Genomic DNA, 20,521 nt, shown 5'->3' with positions numbered 1-20,521 from the left:
CCGTCGGGTACGAATCCTGTGGCGAGGGGATTTATCCCCGATGGGGCGCGTAGCGGCCCTTGGAAGCGTGGGCCTGCTGCGCAGTCCATCGGGGATAAATCCCCTCGCCACAAAGGCCATACCCGAGGTCCTGGGGCAGGTTGAAGCCCCATGGATACGGGCTGAAACGCTTATTCCAGACGCCTCTAGTATTAAAGTATTAACACCATTTAATCCGTGCCCCATTGCCGGGCGTCTACTAGCTTTGTCCCCAATCAACGGTTTTGTGATGACCGTCGCAGTCTTGATTCGCGTGTGGAATAAGCGCGGCTTTGCACGCCTTCAAGGAAGAAATTGGCCACGACAAGGAGTAGCCCGTGGAAGCAAGGTTTGGTATCGCCCTCGTTTCGCGTTTTTCCCCTCTTTCCCTTGCTGTGCATCTGAGCGTCGCCGGGCTGCTGTTCGGCGGGATGAGTGCCCCTGCGCTGGCCACATGCTCCACGGCCGGTTCAATCGTGACGTGTACGGGGGTGCCGCCACTGCCACTGGTTCCCAACGACTTCGCCAGTGCCACGAACAACCTGACGGTCAACGTCAACAGCGGCGCGCAGATGAACGCGACCCTTGGCGGGCATGTCATGGACCTGACGGGGGTCGGCATCACCCTGAACAACTCCGGCATCATGGATCCGGCAGTCCTTGGTCTGATATCGGTGTTGAGCGGCGGTGCATTTATCGGGAACGGCGCGACCAGCACGGTCAATGTGCTCAACAATACGGGCGCGATCATGCGCGGTACCGGCATGTTGCTTGGGCTTAACCTGACCAGCGTCAATGGCCTGGCCATCGCGGTGAACAACGCCGCTGCCGGCACCACCACCCTCACCAACAACGGCACCATCACTTCGACCGGACTCTCGATCGGTGGCATCACCCTGGCCGATACTCCGGTGATCGGCGTCTACGGTGGCTCGCAGGTCAACATGACCAACAGCAACACCGGTGTGATCAACGGCCGTATTGCCTTCGAAACCTCGGCGGCGGGCAACACCTTCACCAACGCCGGTGCGATTACCGGCGGTGTGTCGATGGGCGCGGGGAGCACCAACACCTTCACGGCCGTGACCGGTTCTTCGGTGCAGGTCGGTGACGGCGTGCAGATCAGTGTCGGCCTTGGTGGTCTGGTCAATATCAACCTTACTTTCGCCCCGACGGGTACGGTGGATGGCGGTGCGGGGGGGACTAACAGCCTGATCCTGCAAAACACCAGCGGCGTCGGCGGCGGTATCGCCGAGAATGGCACGGCATCGAGCGCCACCTACGTCAACTTCAACAACCTGACCCTCAACAGCGGCACCTGGACCTTGCAGGGGCCACTGGTCAGCGGTGCGACCACGCTCAACGGCGGTATCGCGAATTTCAACAACAACGCCACCTTCGGCAGCGGCGTGCTCACGTCCAACGGCGGGATTCTGCAGGCCAGTAATGCCGGGTTGAACATCAGCAATCTGATTTCCGTCGGTGCCGGCGGCGTCACGGTACAAGGCGGCAATGCCACTACCCTGAGCGGGGTGATTTCCGGCAGCGGCGGTTTCACCAAGGCCGGTACCGGACAACTTAACCTCGGCGCCGCCAACACCTATCTGGGCAACACCACGCTCAACGGTGGCACGGTGCAGGTCAGCAACAATCAGGCGTTCAGCACCGGCAGCCTCAACGTCACCGGCGCGACAACGCTGAGCGCACCGGGCACCATCAGCCTGGCCAACGCCATCAGCCTCGGCGGCACCTTGACGGCCGGCGGCACGGGCGCACTGACCCTCGGCGGCTTGATCAGCGGCAGCAGCGGCCTGACCAAAACCGGCAGCGGCAGCCTGACCCTCAGCGGCGCCAACTCCGGTTTCACCGGCACCACCACTCTCAGTGCCGGCAGCCTGCTGGTGACCAATAACAACTCGCTGGGCAGCGGTGCGCTGAACACCGCCGCCGGCACCAGCCTCGACAGCACCACCAACGTGACGCTGGCCAATAACATCGGCATGACCGGCGCACTCAACGTGCTCGGCAGCAATGCGCTGACCCTCGGCGGCGTGTTGAGCGGCACTGGCGGCATCACCAAAAGCGGCACCGCCAGCCTGACCCTGACCGGCAACAACAGCAACTCAGGCAACACCGCCCTCAATGCCGGCACGTTGTTCGTTGGCAGCAATACCGCGCTGGGGACCGGCGCACTCAGTGCGGCGGCCGGCACGGTGCTGGATGCGACTACTGCGGTGACACTGGCGAATGCCGTCGCACTGGCCGGCGGCGTGACCATTGGCGGCACCCAGGCACTGGGCTTGAGCGGCGTCGTCAGCGGCGCCGGCAACCTGATCAAGAGCGGCACGGCGAACCTGAGCCTCAGCGGCAACAACACCTTCTCCGGCGGCACCGCACTGAATGCCGGCACGCTGATTGTCGGCTCCAACACCGCGCTCGGCACTGGCGCGCTGACCACGGCGGCGGGCACCACGCTCGACGCCAGCACCGCAGTCGCACTGACCAACGCGGTCTCGCTCGGCGGCAATCTCAACGTCGGCGGCAGCGCCAACCTGACCCTCGGCGGCATCGTCAGCGGTAGCGGCGGGCTGACCAAAAACGGCGCGGCCAACCTGATACTCAATGGCGCCAACACCTTTCTCGGTGCCATTGCGCTGAACGCCGGCACCATCACCGCAGGCGCCAACGCGGCGCTGGGTAGCGGCAACATCACCGTGGGCGGTGTAGCTACCCTCGACAGTAATGCGGCGGTGACCCTGAACAACGCCGTCATCCTCAACAACAGCCTGGGGATCGGCGGTAGTAACGCGCTGACCCTCGGCGGGGTGATCAGCGGCGCCAGCCAACTGGTAAAAAACGGCGCCGCCAATCTCACGCTTAACGGCACCAACACCTACAGCGGCGGCACCACGCTGAATGCTGGCAGCCTCACCGTCGGCAACGGCGCAGCATTGGGCACGGGGGCCTTGACGGTGGAAGGCGCGGGCACGCTCAACAGCAGCTCGGCCGTGACCCTGAACAACAACGTGATTCTCAACGCCAACCTCACCGCCGGCGGCGCCAACGCACTGACCCTTGGCGGGGTGATCAGTGGCGGCAACGGGCTGATCAAAACCGGCGCTTCGAGCCTGACCCTCAACGGCAACAACACCTACACCGGCACCACGGCGCTGAATGCCGGTTCACTGATTGTCGGCTCCAGCACAGCCCTTGGTACCGGCACACTGAACGCCTCGAACGGCACCTCCCTCGATGCCAGCGCTGCCGCGACGCTGGTCAACAACGTCAACCTCTCCGGCACTCTGACTGTCGGCGGCACTAATGCTCTGACCCTTGGCGGTGTGGTCGCCGGTATTGGTGGACTGACCAAGAACGGCGCTGCCGATCTGACCCTCAACGGCGCCAACACTTATTTTGGCAACACCGTGTTGAACACCGGCAAACTGATCGTCGGCAGTAGCACCGCGCTGGGTTCCGGTACGTTGAACGCGGCGGCCAACACCACGCTGGACGCCAACACGGCCGTCAGCCTGAACAACGCCGTCGCGCTGGCCGGCGCTGTGAACATCGGCGGCACGGCGAATATGACGCTGACCGGTCTGGTCAGCGGTGCCGGCAGCCTGGTGAAAAACGGCACGGCCAATCTGATTCTCAATGCAGCAAACAACTACCTCGGCGGCACCACGCTGAATGCCGGCACACTGACCGTCGGCAACAGTTCGGCATTGGGTTCTGGCGCATTGACCGTCGCTGGCGCGTCGACGCTGGACAGCAACTCGCCGCTGGTCAGCCTCAACAACGCGGTCGCCCTGAATGCCGGACTGACCGTGGGCGGCACGCAGAATCTCACCCTCGGCGGCGTCACCAGCGGTACTGGCCCACTGATCAAGAACGGCACTGCCAATCTGACCCTCAACGGCAACAATACTTTCAGCGGCGGCACCACTTTAAATGCCGGTACGCTGACCTTGGGCAATGCCAACGGTCTGGGCAGCGGCGCATTGATCGTCGGCGGCGCGGCGACGCTGGATAACAGCGCGTCGTTCGGCATCGGCAACGCGATCACTTTGAACGCCGGGCTGACCATCGCCGGCAACAACGATTTGAGCTTGAACGGCATCATCGACGGTGCCGGCAGCCTGACCAAAAACGGTCTGTCGGACCTGGCCCTGGCGGGCAACAACACCTTCACCGGTGCGCTGAACATCATCTCGGGCAGCGTCACCACGCTCAACAACAACGCCTTGGGCAATACCTCCGGGGTCAACATCAGCGCCGGCGCCGGGCTCAATCTGGGCAGCAACGCCAGCCTCGGTGCGCTGACCGGCAGCGGCAGTGTGCAACTGACCGGCAGCAACCTGCTGACCGTCGGCAGCGGCGACGTCACCAGCACCTTCGACGGCGATCTCAGTGGCAGCGGCGGCCTGGTCAAAGTCGGCACCGGCACCTTGAACCTCACCGGGATCAACGGCATCACCGGCAACACCGCGATCAATGGCGGTACCGTCGACCTCAGCGGTTCGCTGGCCAGTGCGCAGGTCAACGTCAACACCGGCGGTACCCTCACCGGCACCGGTTCGGCAATTGGTAGCGTCAACATCAACAGCGGCGGCCATCTGGCCTTGTCGTCGGGCAACCAACTGTCTGCCAGTGCGTTGACTCTCGCGGCCGGCAGTAACGTCGATGTCGCGTTGGCAACACCGTCGACCACGTCGCTGATGAATGTCGGCGGCAACCTCACCCTCGACGGCAATCTCAACGTCACCGATGCCGGCGGTTTTGGCGTTGGCGTGTATCGCCTGTTCAACTACACCGGCGCCCTGACCAATCTCGGTCTGGACGTCGCCAGCGTGCCGGTCGGTTACGGCCTCGGCGATCTGCTGGTGCAGACCGGCGTGCCCAATCAGATCAACATTCAAGTGTCGGCGCCGAACGTCAACATCCGTTACTGGGACGGCAGTCAGACCATCGCCAACGGTGTGGTCGATGGCGGCAGCGGCACCTGGAACGCGGTCGGCACCAACTGGACCGATGCCAACGGTCTGGTCAACCAACCATGGGCCGGCGATTTCGCAGTATTCCAAGGCACCGCCGGCACGGTGACGGTGAACGGCACACAAGCGTTTACCGGCATGCAATTCCTCACTGACGGCTACAACGTAGTGAATGGCGCGGCGGGGCAACTCACGGCGGTCAACGGCACTGGCGGCACCACGTCGTTGCGCGTCGATCCGGGCGTGACGGCGACCATCAACGCCAACATCAATGGCAGCGGTATTCTCAATAAACTCGACGCAGGCACCTTGGTGCTGGGCGGTGCCAACGCTTATACCGGCGGCACGCAACTGGACGGCGGCAAAATCATCGTCGGCAGCAACACTGCACTGGGTACCGGTACGTTGACGGCGAATGCCGGAACGCAACTGGACAGCAATGCGGCGGTGACGCTGGCCAACGCGGCCACGCTCAACGGCAACCTCACCGTGGTCGGCAGCAATGCCCTGACCCTCAACGGCGTGATTGGCGGCACCGGTGGCCTGATCAAAACCGGCACGGCCAACCTGACCCTTGGCGGCAATAACGCCTTCCTCGGCCCGGTAGCCTTGAATGCCGGTGGACTGATTCTGGCGTCGAACTCGGCGCTGGGTTCCGGCACCTTGAATGCGGCGGGCGGCACCACGCTGGATGCGAGCACGGCGGTGTCGTTGAACAACGCGGTCAATCTGGCCGGCAACCTCGGCATCGTCGGCACGGCAGATCTGACGCTTGCCGGTACGGTCAACGGTGCCGGCAGCTTGAGTAAAAACGGCGCGTCGAACCTGACCCTCAGCGGCAACAACAACTTCCTCGGCGGCACCACCCTCAACGCCGGCACCCTGACCGCCGGCAGCAACTCGGCGCTGGGTCTGGGCAACCTGACCGTGGCCGGTGCCTCGGCGCTGGACAGCAACAGCGCGCTGAGCCTGGGCAACAACGTCGTGCTCAACGCCAATCTGAGCAACACTGGCAGCAACAACCTGACCCTCGCCGGTGTGGTCAGCGGCGCGGGCGGTTTGATCAAGAACGGCGCGTCGAACCTGACGCTCAATGGCATCAATACTTACTCGGGCGGCACCACGCTGAACGCCGGCACGCTGACGCTCGGCACCGGCGGCTCGCTGGGCAGCGGCGCGCTGACCGTGGCAGGCGCCTCGACCCTCGACAATTCCGCGCCGCTGGTACTGGCCAACAACCTCAACGTCAACGCCAATCTGGGCCTGGCCGGTAACAATAATCTGACCCTCGGTGGTGTGATCGCCGGCGCGGGCACGTTGACCAAGAACGGTCTGTCCGACATGACGCTGAGCGGCAGCAACACGTTCAGCGGCACGTTCGATGTGCTCGCCGGCAGCCTGACCACGCTGAGCAGCGGGGCGCTCGGCAACAATGCCACGCTCAATCTCGCAAGCGGCGCGGCGCTCAACCTTGGCGCCTCGGGCAGCCTGGCCAGCCTCACTGGCAGCGGCACGGCGTTGATCGGCACGGGCAACACATTGAGCCTTGGCGGCAACAATATCAGCAGCACCTTCGCCGGCATCCTCAGCGGCGACGGCGGCCTGACCAAGCTCGGCACCGGCACCCTGACCCTCAGCGGCATCAGCGACCTGACCGGCGACACCAGCGTCAACGCCGGCACCCTGCAGGTCAACGGTTCGCTGGCCAGCGGCAACGTGCTGGTCAACAACGGCGGCACCCTCGGGGGCAGCGGCACCTTGACCGGTGCTGTGACCGTGGCGGATGGCGGTCATCTGGCAGGCGTTACCGGCAGCACCTTGTCGGTCGACTCGCTGGTGTTCAACGGCAACTCCAACTTCGACGTCGGCCTCGGCACACCGGTGTCCGGTGGCGGTAATGCGCTGGTCAACGTCGGCGGCAACCTGACCCTCGACGGCACGCTCAACGTCAGTGACATCGGTGGTTTCGGCAGCGGCGTGTATCGCCTGATCAACTACACCGGCGGCCTGACCGACAACGGCATGCTGATCGGCAGCGTGCCGGGCAGCGTGACCCCGGGCGACCTGACCCTGCAAACCGCGCTGGCCAATCAGATCAACCTGTTGGTGACTGCACCGGGCGTCACTGTGCAGTTCTGGGACGGCAATCAGTTGGTCGCCAACGGTTCGGTCGAGGGTGGCAGCGGTACCTGGGGCACCGGCACCACCAACTGGACCGACGTCAACGGCACCACCAACCAAGCCTGGACCAACAACTTCGCGGTATTCCAGGGCGCGGCTGGCACGGTCACCGTCAACGGTGCGCAAACCGTCACCGGCATGCAATTCGTCACCGATGGCTACAGCCTGGTCAACGGCACGGCGGGTTCGCTGAATCTGGTCAACGGTTCGCTGGGCAATGCCACGGTGCGGGTAGACCCGAACGCCACTGCAACGATTGGTGTGGCGCTCAACGGTGCCGGCACCCTCGGCAAATACGACACCGGCACGCTGGTGCTCAACGCGGCCAACGGCTACACCGGCGGCACGGCGCTCAATGGCGGCAAGATTGTCGTCGGCAACAACGCGGCCCTCGGCACTGGTGTGTTGACCGCCGCTGCGGGCACCGCGCTGGACAGCAACACCGCCGCGACCTTGGCCAATGATGTGGTGGTCAACGGTGGCTTGACCGTCGCCGGTTCCAATGTGCTGACCCTGGATGGCGATGTCAGCGGTAGCGGCAGCCTGATCAAGGCCGGCGCTTCGAGCCTGACCCTCAACGGCAATAACAGCTACAGCGGCGGCACGCAGCTCAACGCCGGCACGCTGATTCTCGGCAACAACAGCGCGATCAGCAGCGGTGCCTTGAACGTGACCGGCAATGGCAGCCTCGACAGCACCTCGGCGCTGCAATTGGCCAACGCAATCAACCTCGGCGCGCAACTGACGCTCGCCGGCAACCAGAACACCACGCTGATCGGCGCGGTGACCGGCAGCGGCAGTCTGGTGAAAAACGGCAGCGGTGATCTGCTGCTCAGCGGGGCCAACACCTACAGCGGTGGCACCACGCTGAACGCCGGTAGCACGCGCGGCGACACCAGCAGCCTGCAAGGTGCGATCGTCAACAACGCCACGCTGACCTTTGAGCAGAACGCCAACGGCAGTTACACCGGCAACCTCACCGGCACCGGCACGCTGAACAAAACCGGTAGCGGGCAATTGCTCCTGAGCGGCAACAACGGCCTTACCGGCAACACTTCGGTGCAGGCCGGCAGCCTGTTGGTCAACGGCACGCTCAACAGCAGCAACGTCAACGTTGCCAGCGGGGCAAAACTGGGTGGCAGCGGCCAGCTTAGCGGCACGGTGCAACTGGCCAGCGGCGCGACATTGGTCGGTGGCGGCACGGCAACGCCGTTGTCGGTCGGTGCGCTGGCACTGTCGTCGGGGACCAATCTGGACTTCAGCCTCGGTTCGGCGACCAGCTCGACCACGGTGGTTGATGTCGCCGGCAACCTGACCCTCGACGGCACGCTGAACGTCAGCAATGCTGGCGGCTTCGGCACCGGGGTGTATCAACTGTTTCGCTACGGTGGCAGCCTGACCGACAACGGTCTGGTTTACGGCAGCCTGCCGGTGGCGGCGGCCAACCTGACCCTGCAAACGGCCATCGCCAATCAGATCAACCTGCTGGTGCAAGGCACTCCGGGTGAGGTGCAGTTCTGGAACGGCGGCACCACCAATCCCGATGGCAGCATCGGCGGCGGCAGTGGCGTGTGGGGGCCAGGCACCAACTGGACGGACCCGACAGGCACTCAGGCCCTCGGTTCGAATGGTCAATTTGCAGTGTTCGGTGGCCAGAGCGGCACAGTCACCGTGCAGGGCAATCAGAACTTTACCGGCCTACAATTTCTCACCAACGGCTATAACCTGACACCGGGCGCCGGCGGTACGCTGACACCAGTCAACGGTCCGGATGGCAGTCTTGCACCGGTACGGGTCAATTCCGGTGCCAGCGCGCAAATCTCCGTGCCGCTGGTGGGCACCGGCGGTATCGAGAAACTCGACTCCGGCACGCTGGTGTTGACGGGTGCCAACACCTACAGCGGTGGCACCACGGTCAGCGGCGGTACGCTGATCGGTAACACCACCAGTCTGCAGGGCAACATCCTCGACAACGCGTCGCTGGTGTTCCAGCAAAATGCCAACGGCCAATTCAACGGTGTGCTCAGTGGCACGGGCGCCTTGGTCAAACGCGGCGACGGCACGTTGTTGCTGACCGGCAATCAACCGTTCAACGGTACGGTCTCGGTCGATCAAGGCGTGCTGCAAGTCGGCAGCCGCTCGGCGCGGGCCTCGCTCGGTGGACAAGTCACCGTGGCCAACGGTGCTGGCCTGAGCGGTAACGGCAGCGTCGGTTCGATCATCAACCACGGCGTCGTGCAATCCGGTTCCGAGGCGGGCACGCTGAGCGTTGCCGGCAACCTGACCAACGCCTCCGATGGCGTGCTGGCGCTGACCATCAGCTCGCCAACCGCCACGCCATTGGCGGTCGGTGGTACGGCGACACTGGGTGGCGGCTTGCAGGTTAACTCGCTGGCGCCGTTCACCGGCAATACCGTGTACTCGCTGATCACCGCAGGTGGCGGTGTGGTCGGAACCTTCAGTGCTGCAGACTTGCCGCAGTACGCGTTCCTCGATTCGGCACTGGTGTACGACGCCAACGCCGTCAATCTGGTGGTCAGTCGCAACGGCAATTCCTTTGTCGATGTCGCCGCCACCCAGAACCAGCGCAACACTGCCTCGGCGTTGATGCGCAATGGTGCGGCGGGTGCGGCGTTGCAGGGCGAAATCGTCAACCTCAGCGTCGCCGGTGCGCGCAATGCCTTCGACAGCTTGTCGGGGGAAATCCATGCCAGCACCGCCAGCGCCATCCTTGAGGATTCGCGTTACGTGCGCGAAGCGGTCAACGACCGCATGCGCCAGCCATCGTGCAGCGCCGCGGATGATCCACGCCGCGCCCTGGCGCCGAGTGACAACCAATTGAGCAGCAACGGTTGCCACGGCGAAATGGTCGGCTGGGCCCGCGCACTCGGCGCCTGGGGCGAGTCGGATGGCGACAGCAACGCCGCCAGCCTCGATCGCAACCTCAGCGGCTTCATGCTCGGCACTGACAAGCAACTCGATGATCAGTGGCGCGTGGGCATGGCCGCCGGTTACACCCGCAGCGACCTCGATGCACATGACCGTCGCTCGGATGCAACCGTCGAAAGCTACCACCTGGCGGCGTACCTCAACTCGCAGTTCGATGCACTGGCCGTGCGCCTCGGCGCGGCGTACAGCTGGCACGACATCGAGACCAAACGCGACGTCAGCGTCGGCAGCTACAACGATCGCCTGAAGGCTAATTACGACGCGCGCAGCGCTCAGGTGTTCGGTGAAGTCGGTTACACGATTGAAGCCGGCGGCATTGCCCTTGAGCCGTTCGCCGGTCTGTCGTATGTCAACTACGACTCCGACAAGGCCAAGGAAAAAGGCGGGGTAGGGCGACTGAAGGCGGAAGCCGATCAGGACATCACCTTCTCGACCCTCGGTGTACGCGCCGGCAAAGTCATCACCCTGGCCAACGGCGGGCAATTCACCCCGCGCGCGGCCATCGGCTGGCGCCATGCCTTCGGCGACACCAAACCTGACGCCGACCTGAGCTTCATCGACGGCGGCGCCTCGTTCAGCACCCAAGGCGTACCGATCGCCAAGGACAGCGCGCTGGTCGAAGCAGGGGTGGACTTCCAGATCAGCCCGACCGGCAAACTCGGAGTGGGTTATTCGGGGCAATTGTCGAATGACAACAACGACCACGCGATGACCATCAGCTTCAGCCTTGGCTTCTGATTTAGGGTCGAAGCACTTTTAGCCGCCCGCAAGGGCGGTTTTTTTTAAGATCAAAAGATCGCAGCCTGCGGCAGCTCCTACATGGGATTTGTGTAGAGCTGCCGCAGGCTGCGATCCTTTGATCTGTTGGCTTTCGGTCCGGCTGTCCGTGCTCTGCTAGAATCGGCTCCATTCACAGCCTGAGACTTCCCCATGAGCGAGCCGATTCGTCTGACCCAATACAGCCACGGCGCCGGTTGCGGCTGCAAGATTTCCCCGCAGGTGCTGGAGGTGATTCTGGCCGGCAGCGGTGCGCAGAACCTTGATCCGAAACTCTGGGTCGGCAACGCCTCGCGCGATGATGCCGCCGTGTACGAAATCGATGCTGAGCGCGGCGTGGTCTCGACCACCGACTTTTTCATGCCGATCGTCGACGACCCGTTCGACTTCGGCCGCATTGCCGCCACCAACGCGATCAGCGACATCTACGCGATGGGCGGCGATCCGCTGATGGCGATTGCGATCCTCGGCTGGCCGGTCAATGTGCTGGCGCCGGAAGTCGCGCGCGAAGTGATTCGCGGCGGCCGTGCGGTATGCGACGCGGCAGGTATTCCGTTGGCAGGCGGGCATTCGATCGATGCGCCGGAGCCGATCTTCGGCCTCGCCGTCACCGGCCTGGTGGAAAAACGCCACATGAAACGCAACGACACCGCCACCGCCGGTTGCCGGTTGTACCTGACCAAACCGCTGGGCATCGGCATCCTCACCACCGCCGAGAAGAAAGGCAAGTTGCGCGCCGCCGACGTCGGCGTGGCCCGTGACTGGATGTGCACATTGAACAAACCCGGCAGCCGCTTCGGCAAACTCGCTGGGGTCACGGCGATGACCGACGTCACCGGTTTCGGCCTGCTCGGTCATCTGGTGGAAATGGCAGACGGCAGCAAGCTGACGGCGCGCATCGTTTATGACCGGGTGCCACGTCTGGACAGCGTCGAGTATTACCTCGATCAGGGCTGCGTGCCCGGCGGTACGCTGCGCAATTTCGACAGCTATGCGAGCAAGGTCGGCCGCGTGCAGGAGCTGCACAAACGGGTGCTCTGCGACCCGCAAACCAGCGGCGGCCTGCTGATTGCCGTTACCCCTGAAGGCGATGCCGAGTTCCTTGCCGTCGCCGCCGAACTGGGCCTGAACCTGGCGCCAATCGGCGAACTGGTTGAGCGACAGACGAACGCAGTCGAGGTGATTTGATGCTCCGCGACTGCACTGACTACCGAGACATTTTCCTCAACGACCGGCCGCTGATGGATGCCCGTGCGCCGGTCGAGTTTCACAAGGGCGCATTCCCCGGCGTGATCAATCTGCCGCTGATGACCGATATCGAGCGGCAGAAGATCGGCACCTGCTACAAGCAGCACGGTCAGCAGGCGGCCATCGAATTGGGTCATCAACTGGTGAGCGGCGCGGTGAAAGCCGAGCGCATCCAGGCCTGGGCCGATTTCGCCCGCGCCCATCCTGATGGTTATCTCTATTGTTTTCGCGGCGGCCTGCGTTCGCAGATCACTCAACAGTGGCTGCGTGACGAAGCGGGTATCGACTACCCGCGCGTCGGCGGTGGTTACAAGGCGATGCGCAACTTTCTGATCGACACCACTGAGCAGGCCATCGCCCAGTGTGATTTTGTCCTGCTGGGCGGCATGACCGGCACCGGCAAGACTGAAGTGCTGGGGCAACTGCGCAACGGCCTGGACCTGGAAGGTCACGCCAATCATCGCGGTTCCAGTTTCGGCAAACGGGCTACCGGGCAGCCCTCCAACATCGATTTTGAAAACCGTCTGGCCATCGACATCCTCAAGAAACGTGCTGCCGGCATCGAGCAGTTCGTGCTGGAAGACGAGAGCCGGGTGGTCGGCAGTTGCGCTTTGCCGCTGCCGCTGTATCAGGGCATGCAGCAGTACCCGATGGTCTGGCTGGAAGACAGTTTTGAGGATCGCGTGGAGCGGATTCTGCGCGATTACGTGGTGGATCTGTCGGCGGAATTTTCGACGGTGCACGGGGAGGAAGGGTTCACGTTGTTCTCGGAGCGGCTGCTGGAAAGCCTCAATAACGTGCAGAAACGCCTCGGCGGTGAGCGTCATCAGCGCATGTTGCTATTGATGGAAGCGGCGTTGATCGAGCAAGGGCATAGCGGCGCAGTGGATCTGCATCGCGGCTGGATCGAGGGCTTGCTGCGCGAGTATTACGACCCGATGTATGTGTTCCAGCGCGAGAAAAAGGGCGGGCGGATCGAGTTTGCGGGGGAGAGCGGGGCGGTGATCGAGTATTTGCGTGGGCGGGTGAATCAGAAAGATTCCTAGTGTTTTTTCCGGCCTCATCGCTGGCAAGCCAGCTCCCACAGGTATCGTGGATGTACACAGATATTATGTATATCCACGATACCTGTGGGAGCTGGCTTGCCAGCGATGGGGCCCGTAAAGGCAACAAATGACTCAGGTCGGACAGGTTTCCTTGCCGTGGTCCAGCCCCTGCTTGTAGCTGTGGCTCTGCAAACTGGCCTTGCCGTTGTGCCAGGTCAGGGTCAGCACGTACAACGAATCAAAATCGTCGCCCGACCAGTCATCGGTAATGTTCTGTTTGCCGCCGACCGCTGTGCCCGCGACCTTGTTGATCAATTCCGGCAGATAACCATGGGACCACGCGGTGTAAATCGTCGAGTTGTGGTACTTGTCGGTGAGCAGTTCGCGGGCCAGGTCGCTGGTGTCATTGGCGGAAAACTCGATGTTCACCGGCAAGCCGAGCTTGATCGCTGCCGGGCTGATGGTCATCAGCGGGCGAATGTAGCTGTAGGAATTGTCCAGCTCGCCTTCCTCGACATTGCGCGTCGGGTTCGCGGCGAACACGTAGTCGGCCTTGCCGAATTTTTCCGGCAGTAGCGTCGACAGGTCAATGGCGCGGTTCAAACCCTGGCAGTTGAGCTGGCCGAGACCGCCCTCGGGCTTTTCGGCATGGCGCAGGAACACCAGCGTCTGCGTGCCATCCGCCGGTTGTGCGCGGCTTTCGCTGGATTCAAGCGACAGAAACAGCGCACTGGCCGCCAGCAGGGAGGGCAGGACCACGTAAGCGCGTTGTTTGAAGCGTTTGGCGAAACTTATCAAGTTCGTCATGGAATAAGGGGTTCTTCAGCAATTTCGGTTAAGGCGGACAAACCTTTACACCGCGGGCTCCCAGCACCGGGTGTTTTCCCTGTCGTGAACGGCTTCCTTTGCAACAAAGGCATAGCTCAGAGTCCTCTGAGGCCGATTTGGTTCGATCCCGCACTTTAGCGGCAACCTTCAACGGTCTGGTCGCAGCTTAACCACAGGATGTTACGGTTCATGTAGGAGCTGCCGCAGGCTGCGATCTTTTGACCTTGCTTGAAGGCTCAAGATCAAAAGATCGCAGCCTTCGGCAGCTCCTACATTAATATCGGGGTTCAATTTGTGACTGGATGCTTCCCATGACCGATCTGTCCGCGTTCCCGATCACCCAGAAATGGCCGGCGCAGTACCCTGACTGGATTCAGCTCTACTCCCTGCCGACCCCCAACGGCGTCAAAGTCTCGATCATGCTCGAAGAAATCGGCCTGCCGTACGAGCCGCACAAGGTCGCTTTCGACAGCAACGATCAGTTGTCCGCGGAGTTTCTGTCGCTGAACCCGAACAACAAGATCCCGGCGATTCTCGATCCGCATGGCCCGGAAGATCAGCCGCTGCCGTTGTTCGAATCCGGCGCGATCCTGATTTACCTGGCCGACAAGAGCGGGCAGTTGCTGGCGCAGGAAGGCGCGCTGCGTTACGAAACTATCCAATGGCTGATGTTCCAGATGGGCGGTATCGGCCCGATGTTCGGCCAGCTCGGTTTTTTCAACAAATTCGCCGGCAAGGATTACGAGGACAAGCGCCCGCGTGACCGATATGTCGATGAGAGCAAGCGCCTGCTGAAAGTTCTCGATAGCCGCCTGGAAGGCCGCGACTGGCTGATGGGTGAGCGCTACACGATTGCCGACATCGCGACGTTCCCGTGGGTGCGCAACTTGATCGGCTTTTATGAGGCCGGTGATCTGGTCGGCATCCAGAACTTCCCCAACGTCACCCGCGTGCTCGAGCGCTTCCTCGCCCGCCCGGCAGTTATCCGAGGGCTGACCATTCCCTCCTGATTTTCGGGCTACAGACATAACCCTGTGGGAGCTGGCTTGCCAGCGATGACGCCGGCACAGTCGACATCTGTGTTGCCTGAACCACCGCGATCGCTGGCAAGCCAGCTCCCACAGGGATTTACAGTGTTCTGAAGGATTGTTGCGCGCCCGGTAATGCACTCTTGATTGATCCAGGTTTGTACCTCAACCCCCGCAAGGCATAAGCTTCGCCCCCTACGACTTTCGTCTCATCTTCCGATTTCAGGAAAGCCTCATGTCCAGCCAGTTCCCCGAAGCACGTCCCCGCCGTCTGCGCCGCAATGCGAGCCTGCGCAGTCTGTTCCAGGAAACCGAATTCAGCCTGAACGATCTGGTCCTGCCGATTTTCGTCGAGGAAGAAATCGACGACTTCGTGCCGATCAAAAGCATGCCCGGCGTGATGCGTATTCCCGAGCGCAAACTGGCCAGCGAGATCGAGCGTTATGCCCGCGCGGGTATCAAGTCGGTGATGACCTTTGGCGTGTCGCACCATCTGGATGGCAATGGCAGCGACACCTGGCGTGAAGACGGTCTGGTCTCGCGCATGTCGCGCATCGCCAAGGACGCCGTGCCGGAAATGATCGTGATGTCCGACACCTGCTTCTGCGAATACACCGATCACGGCCACTGCGGCGTGATGCACAACCATGAAGTCGACAACGACCAGACCCTGATCAACCTCGGCAAACAAGCCGTGGCAGCCGCGCATGCCGGTGCTGACGTGATCGCGCCGTCGGCGGCGATGGACGGCCAAGTGCGGGCGATTCGCCAGGCACTCGATGCAGCCGGCTTCACGCAGATTCCGATCATGGCGTATTCGACCAAATTCGCTTCGGCGCTGTATGGCCCGTTCCGCGAGGCCGGTGGCAGCGCGCTGAAGGGCGACCGCAAAAGCTATCAGATGAACCCGATGAACCGCCGCGAAGCGTTGCGTGAATCGTTGCTTGATGAGCAGGAAGGCGCGGATGCGCTGATGGTCAAACCGGCCGGTGCCTACCTGGACATCATCCGCGACATTCGTGAAGCCTCGAACCTGCCGCTGTCGGCGTATCAGGTCAGCGGCGAGTACGCGATGATCAAATTTGGCGCGCAGGCCGGCGCGATTGATGAAGATCGCGTGGTGCGTGAAAGCCTGGGCGCGATCAAACGCGCGGGTGCGGATCTGATCTTCACCTACTTTGCGATGGACCTGGCCCTGGCCGGAATCTAAGCAACAACGCATAACCCTGTGGGAGCTGGCTTGCCAGCGATAGCGGTGGATCAGTCAACTTTGATTTTGACTGTGCTGACGTCATCGCTGGCAAGCCAGCTCCCACAGGGGGTTGTGGTGTTCTTAGGTCAGGGGCAGTTGAAGAAGGGGCGGATGCCGTGATCGCGGAAGTAGCGTTCGATCACTTTCGGGTCGGCGCTGTTGTCGGCAAGCGCCACGTAGGTGTCCGGGCGTAAGAGGTAGAAACCGTTACGCCCCAAGCCTGCTGTTTCAAACGCCGGACGCCAGTCGAACACATGCAGCGGCAGGTGATGTTCGTGGCACCAGGCAATCATTTCGTCGCTGGTGTCGCCATACACATGCACTTGCCAGCAGGGCTGGCGTAGCGGTTCGTAATTATCCCCTTCGCCATCATGCGCCCACGGCAAGCGGTCACCGCCGTGGACGTGGCCGGCGGCACCCTGGCTCAGCGGCATGCCGCGATAGTTGAGGGTGACTTGTGACACCGTGCGAAACAGGAACTCGCGACTGGCTTCGAACGCGGCCATTTTCGGGATCAGAAACGGTGCCACGCGCATGCGCAGCAGATCGGCCAGACGCCCCTCGGCAGTGACAAAACTGAACACCTTATCGGTGGTCGACACCAGCCGGCGCGCGAAGGCAATGCGCTCGGTTTCGTAGCTGTCGAGCAGACCCGGCTCGGCACCGCCGCTGAGTACCGCCGCGAGTTTCCACGCCAGATTGATCGCATCGCCAATGCCGGTGTTCATGCCCTGACCGCCCGCCGGGCTGTGCACATGCGCAGCATCGCCGAGCAGGAACGCGCGCCCGCTGCGAAAGTGCTCGGCCACGCGGTGATGCACGCGGTAGGTCGAGAACCAGTGCACGTCTTCTATATGGACTTTCAGGTGCTCGATGGCGCGGCTGCTGACATCGGAAAACGCCAGGGTTTCGGCACGCTCCGCGCGTTCATCACGTACGGTGCCGATCAGCCGCGCGCGGCCTTCGCCGGCCAGTGGAAACACCGCGAGAAAATCGGCCTCGTCGAGATCCAGATGCAGTTCGCCATTCAGTGCCGGGCCGCTGGCCTGCACGTCTGCGACATAGAAAATCTGCTGATAGGTGCCACCGGGAAATCCTGCATCGAGGCTTTTGCGCACCACCGAGCGGGCACCGTCGCAGCCTGCCAGATAACACGCCTGGCAGATTTCCTGTTCGCCATCGGGCAGACGCAGATGCGCGCTGATGCCGTCGCCACTTTCTTCGAAGCTTTCCAGCGTGGTGTTGCGTTCAATCGTCACGCCATAATCTTCGAGACGTTCGATCAGTAGTTTTTCGTGCTCATCCTGCGCAAAGATTTCGACGAACGCGTAAGGCGTCAGGCCCTCGCCGATGAGGTTCAGCGGCAACTGTGCGACCGGTTTGCCGTTGACCCAGAAATTCGCCGCTGCCACCCGGTGACCGTTGCGCACCACGGTGTCGGCCAGGTCCAGTTGCCGATACAACTCCAGCGTCCGCGCCTGCACCGCCAGCGCCCGCGAAGTGGTGCCAGGTGCAGAGGTCTTGTCGATGATGCGCACCTGCACGCCGAGTTTGCTCAGCCACAGGGCCAACACCAGCCCGGTGGGGCCGGCGCCGATGATCAGAACGTCGCTGCGGTTCATGGGCCTGTCCTCCTGTTGCTGTGCAGCAAGTATGGATCAGAAGGACGGGCTGGCCAGTTCAACCCCCATCGCGAGCAGGCGCACGCCTACAGGCTTGATGTACCTGGATCAAATGTAGGAGTGAGCCTGCTCGCGATGAGGCCGGAAAATCCCCCACAAAACCAAAAAAGGCCCCGCAGCCATCAAAGCCACGGAGCCTTTTTACATGACGGTGACGCTTAGAAGTCGATAGTGCCCGACAACTTCGCCACACGCGGTTCACCCTGCGTCAGGTAACCGCCCTGAGCCGATTCCCAATACTTCTTGTTCGCCAGGTTTTCCACGCCCAGACGCACGGTCACGTCTTTCTCCGAAACCTTGAACGCATAACGCGCACCCGCATCGAAACGGTTCCAGGTCGGCAGGCTCAGGTTGTTCGCCGCATCGGCGTATTGCCCACCGGTGCGCAGCATCCGCGCGTTCAGCGCTACGCCTTGCAGGCCGGGTACGTCCCAATCGGCACCAGCGTTGAACTGGAAGGTCGGAACGCCGATCGCACGGTTGCCGTCATTGGCGCCGTTCTGGGTGTTCTTCAGCTCGGTGTCCATCAGGGTCAGGCCACTGATCAGGCGCAGACCGCTGATCGGCTCGCCGAACACGTTCATTTCCACGCCTTTGTTGACCTGCTCGCCTTCACGCACATAACGCGAGGTGTTGGCGTCGATGATTTCCGAGTAACCGTCGCTCGGCTGTTCGATACGATAAACACCCAGGCTCGCACCGTAAGTGCCCATGTCTACTTTCACCCCGGCTTCGGTCTGCTTGGAGCGTGCCGGTGCATAAGCTTCGTTGCCGTTGATCACGACGCGTGAGCCGGAGGTGGTCGGCGAGGTCGGGCCCTGCGCCAGGCCTTCGATGTGGTTGGCGTAGAACGACACGTGTTCCCACGGCTTGAAGACGATGCCGTAGACCGGCGTGGTGATCGATTCGTCGTAGCTGGAAGAGCGCGGGCCGCTGCCGTAGCTGGCGTAGCTGTAACCCTGCACCACCAGTTGCTGACGACGCAGGCCCGCGGTGATCAGCAGGCGATCATCAAAGAAGCCGAGGGTGTCGGAAATCGCCGCGCTGCGGTTGAACGTCTTGCCGGTGATGCCCGGATCGCTGTTGTCGCCGCCGGCGAAGTTACCGACCGGCGATGGCGTTTCTACCGGGTGGTAGATGTTGTTGGCGTACTTGGTCAGGTCGAAGTCGTAAGCGCTGCGCTGTTCGGTCCAGATGCCGGTCAGGCCGAAGTTGAGCTTGTGGCTGACCGGGCCGGTGGTGAATTTGCCGTTGAGGCCGGCCATGACGCTGGTGTTGTCTTCGTCATGCGGGATGAACGAGCCGGTGGTGTTCGAGGCACCGTTGTTGCCGACCAGTGTGGTCGAGTTGTAGCGCCCGACTTCACGGGTGTGCTTGGCGCCACCGGCGGCGTAGGCGGTCCAGTTGTCGTTGAGGTCGTACTCGGCGCGGAGCATGCCGAAGGTGTCTTCGATGTCGGTGTAGCCCCACTTCGGCGCGTAGTTGGTGTCGGCCGACGGTGCGTCCGGAATGTGCGTGGCAGTGCCGAGGTTGACCGAGTTGCGGCCACCGTTGACGCGCTCTTTCTGGTAGGCGAAGTCGCCGGAAACGCGCAGTGCATCGCCGCGATAATCGAGGCCGATGGCAAACAGTTTCGAGCGCTGGTTTTCGTGATCGATGGCGGTGTCGCCTTCGCGTTGCGACAGGTTGACCCGTGCACCAAAACGGTTGTCTTCACCGAAACGCTGACCGATGTCGAAGTGATGACCGATGCGGCCTTCGCTGTTGATGTCGGTGGTGTAGCGGCGCAGTGGCACGTCACCGGCACGCTTGGGCTGCAGGTTGACGCCGCCGCCGATGCCGGAACCGGTCGGGGTCACACCGTTGATAAAGGCATTCGGGCCTTTGAACACTTCCACGCGCTCCAGCGCATCGGTGGAAATGATCTGCCGTGGCAGCACGCCGTAGAGGCCGTTATAGGAAATGTCATCGCCAGTCAGCGGCAGGCCACGGATCATGAAGATCTGCGCCTGGTTGGAGAAACCGGAAGCCTGGCGCACCGATGAATCGTTGAGCAGCACGTCGGCGACGTCTTCGGCTTGCTGATCCTGGATCAGTTGCTCGGTGTAGGACGCGGCGCTGAATGGCACGTCCATCATATCTTGATTGCCCAGCACGCCCAACTGGCCGCCGCGAGCAACCTGACCACCGGCGTAGACCGGGGGCAGGGCATCGGGCGTCGGGGCTTGTGCGTTGATGTTGACGTTGTCGAGCACCAGCTCTTTGTTATCGCCTTCAGCGGCGTGAGCGGTGACCGTCAGAGAGCACAGCAGGGCGAGAAGCGTCGGGCGAAACGGGACGGCGAGTCGAACTGGAGCGGGCATTTTTTTACCTGGAGGCGCACGGCCATTGGGAAAAAGTTAGGGCGGCGCGGGAACTCCTTGCGCAAATGCGACTCCAGGCGCAAATGATAGGTTTTCTCAGTAACGTTTTGCAATCAGTTTGTCACTACTCCGCATGACACCCTGTAGGAGCTGCC

The 20,521-nt window shown here is 62.4% G+C and carries 8 protein-coding genes; 5 read left to right on the top strand and 3 right to left on the bottom strand.

Annotated features, from left to right (window positions below):
- Nucleotides 1–356: 356 nt before the first annotated feature.
- From PMI37_RS13035 to mnmH, 3 genes are all read left to right on the top strand, one after another.
- Nucleotides 357–10,880, top strand: a complete 10,524-nt coding sequence (locus PMI37_RS13035) for an autotransporter-associated beta strand repeat-containing protein (protein WP_008081479.1) — start codon at nucleotides 357–359, stop codon at nucleotides 10,878–10,880.
- Nucleotides 10,881–11,072: 192 nt separating this feature from the next.
- Nucleotides 11,073–12,107: a selenide, water dikinase SelD gene (gene selD / locus PMI37_RS13030; protein ID WP_008081478.1), complete on the top strand. Its 1,035-nt coding sequence runs from the start codon at nucleotides 11,073–11,075 to the stop codon at nucleotides 12,105–12,107.
- Nucleotides 12,107–13,213, top strand: coding sequence for a tRNA 2-selenouridine(34) synthase MnmH (gene mnmH, locus PMI37_RS13025; RefSeq protein WP_008081476.1), 1,107 nt, complete (start codon nucleotides 12,107–12,109; stop codon nucleotides 13,211–13,213). Before selD ends, mnmH begins: the two co-directional genes overlap by 1 nt.
- 132 nt (nucleotides 13,214–13,345) lie before the next feature.
- Here mnmH and PMI37_RS13020 read toward each other — a convergent pair whose 3' ends face one another.
- Nucleotides 13,346–14,020 (bottom strand): hypothetical protein, encoded by a 675-nt coding sequence (locus PMI37_RS13020; protein WP_008081474.1) that lies wholly within the window; start codon nucleotides 14,018–14,020, stop codon nucleotides 13,346–13,348.
- Between the two features lie 332 nt (nucleotides 14,021–14,352).
- On the opposite strand from PMI37_RS13020, the gene PMI37_RS13015 reads away from it, so the two are divergent.
- Both PMI37_RS13015 and hemB read left to right on the top strand, forming a co-directional pair.
- Nucleotides 14,353–15,051 (top strand): glutathione binding-like protein, encoded by a 699-nt coding sequence (locus PMI37_RS13015; RefSeq protein ID WP_008081472.1) that lies wholly within the window; start codon nucleotides 14,353–14,355, stop codon nucleotides 15,049–15,051.
- 253 nt (nucleotides 15,052–15,304) lie between these two features.
- A complete protein-coding gene (gene hemB / locus PMI37_RS13010; protein WP_008081471.1) occupies nucleotides 15,305–16,279 on the top strand; it encodes a porphobilinogen synthase in 975 nt (324 codons plus the stop codon).
- A 128-nt stretch (nucleotides 16,280–16,407) separates the two neighbouring features.
- Here the strand turns inward: hemB and PMI37_RS13005 are convergent, their stop codons facing one another.
- A complete protein-coding gene (locus tag PMI37_RS13005) occupies nucleotides 16,408–17,943 on the bottom strand; it encodes an FAD-dependent oxidoreductase (protein ID WP_008081470.1) in 1,536 nt (511 codons plus the stop codon).
- A gap of 218 nt (nucleotides 17,944–18,161) precedes the next feature.
- The gene (locus PMI37_RS13000; protein ID WP_008081469.1) at nucleotides 18,162–20,366 is read right to left on the bottom strand and encodes a TonB-dependent receptor; all 2,205 of its coding nucleotides are present in this window, start codon (nucleotides 20,364–20,366) and stop codon (nucleotides 18,162–18,164) included.
- Nucleotides 20,367–20,521: the final 155 nt, after the last annotated feature.

The sequence above is a fragment of the Pseudomonas sp. GM80 genome (assembly GCF_000282515.1).
Taxonomy (GTDB): Bacteria; Pseudomonadota; Gammaproteobacteria; order Pseudomonadales; family Pseudomonadaceae; genus Aquipseudomonas.
Note: the sequence above shows the minus strand (reverse complement) of the source record. Positions and strands in the feature narration are given on the sequence as shown.

Coding starts and splice junctions, on each gene's coding strand:
- selD (WP_008081478.1), top strand. CDS start 11,073: ATGAGCGAGCCGATTCGTCTGACCCAATACAGCCACGGCGCCGGTTGC.
- mnmH (WP_008081476.1), top strand. CDS start 12,107: ATGCTCCGCGACTGCACTGACTACCGAGACATTTTCCTCAACGACCGG.
- PMI37_RS13020 (WP_008081474.1), bottom strand. CDS start 14,020: ATGACGAACTTGATAAGTTTCGCCAAACGCTTCAAACAACGCGCTTAC.
- PMI37_RS13015 (WP_008081472.1), top strand. CDS start 14,353: ATGACCGATCTGTCCGCGTTCCCGATCACCCAGAAATGGCCGGCGCAG.
- hemB (WP_008081471.1), top strand. CDS start 15,305: ATGTCCAGCCAGTTCCCCGAAGCACGTCCCCGCCGTCTGCGCCGCAAT.
- PMI37_RS13005 (WP_008081470.1), bottom strand. CDS start 17,943: ATGAACCGCAGCGACGTTCTGATCATCGGCGCCGGCCCCACCGGGCTG.
- PMI37_RS13000 (WP_008081469.1), bottom strand. CDS start 20,366: ATGCCCGCTCCAGTTCGACTCGCCGTCCCGTTTCGCCCGACGCTTCTC.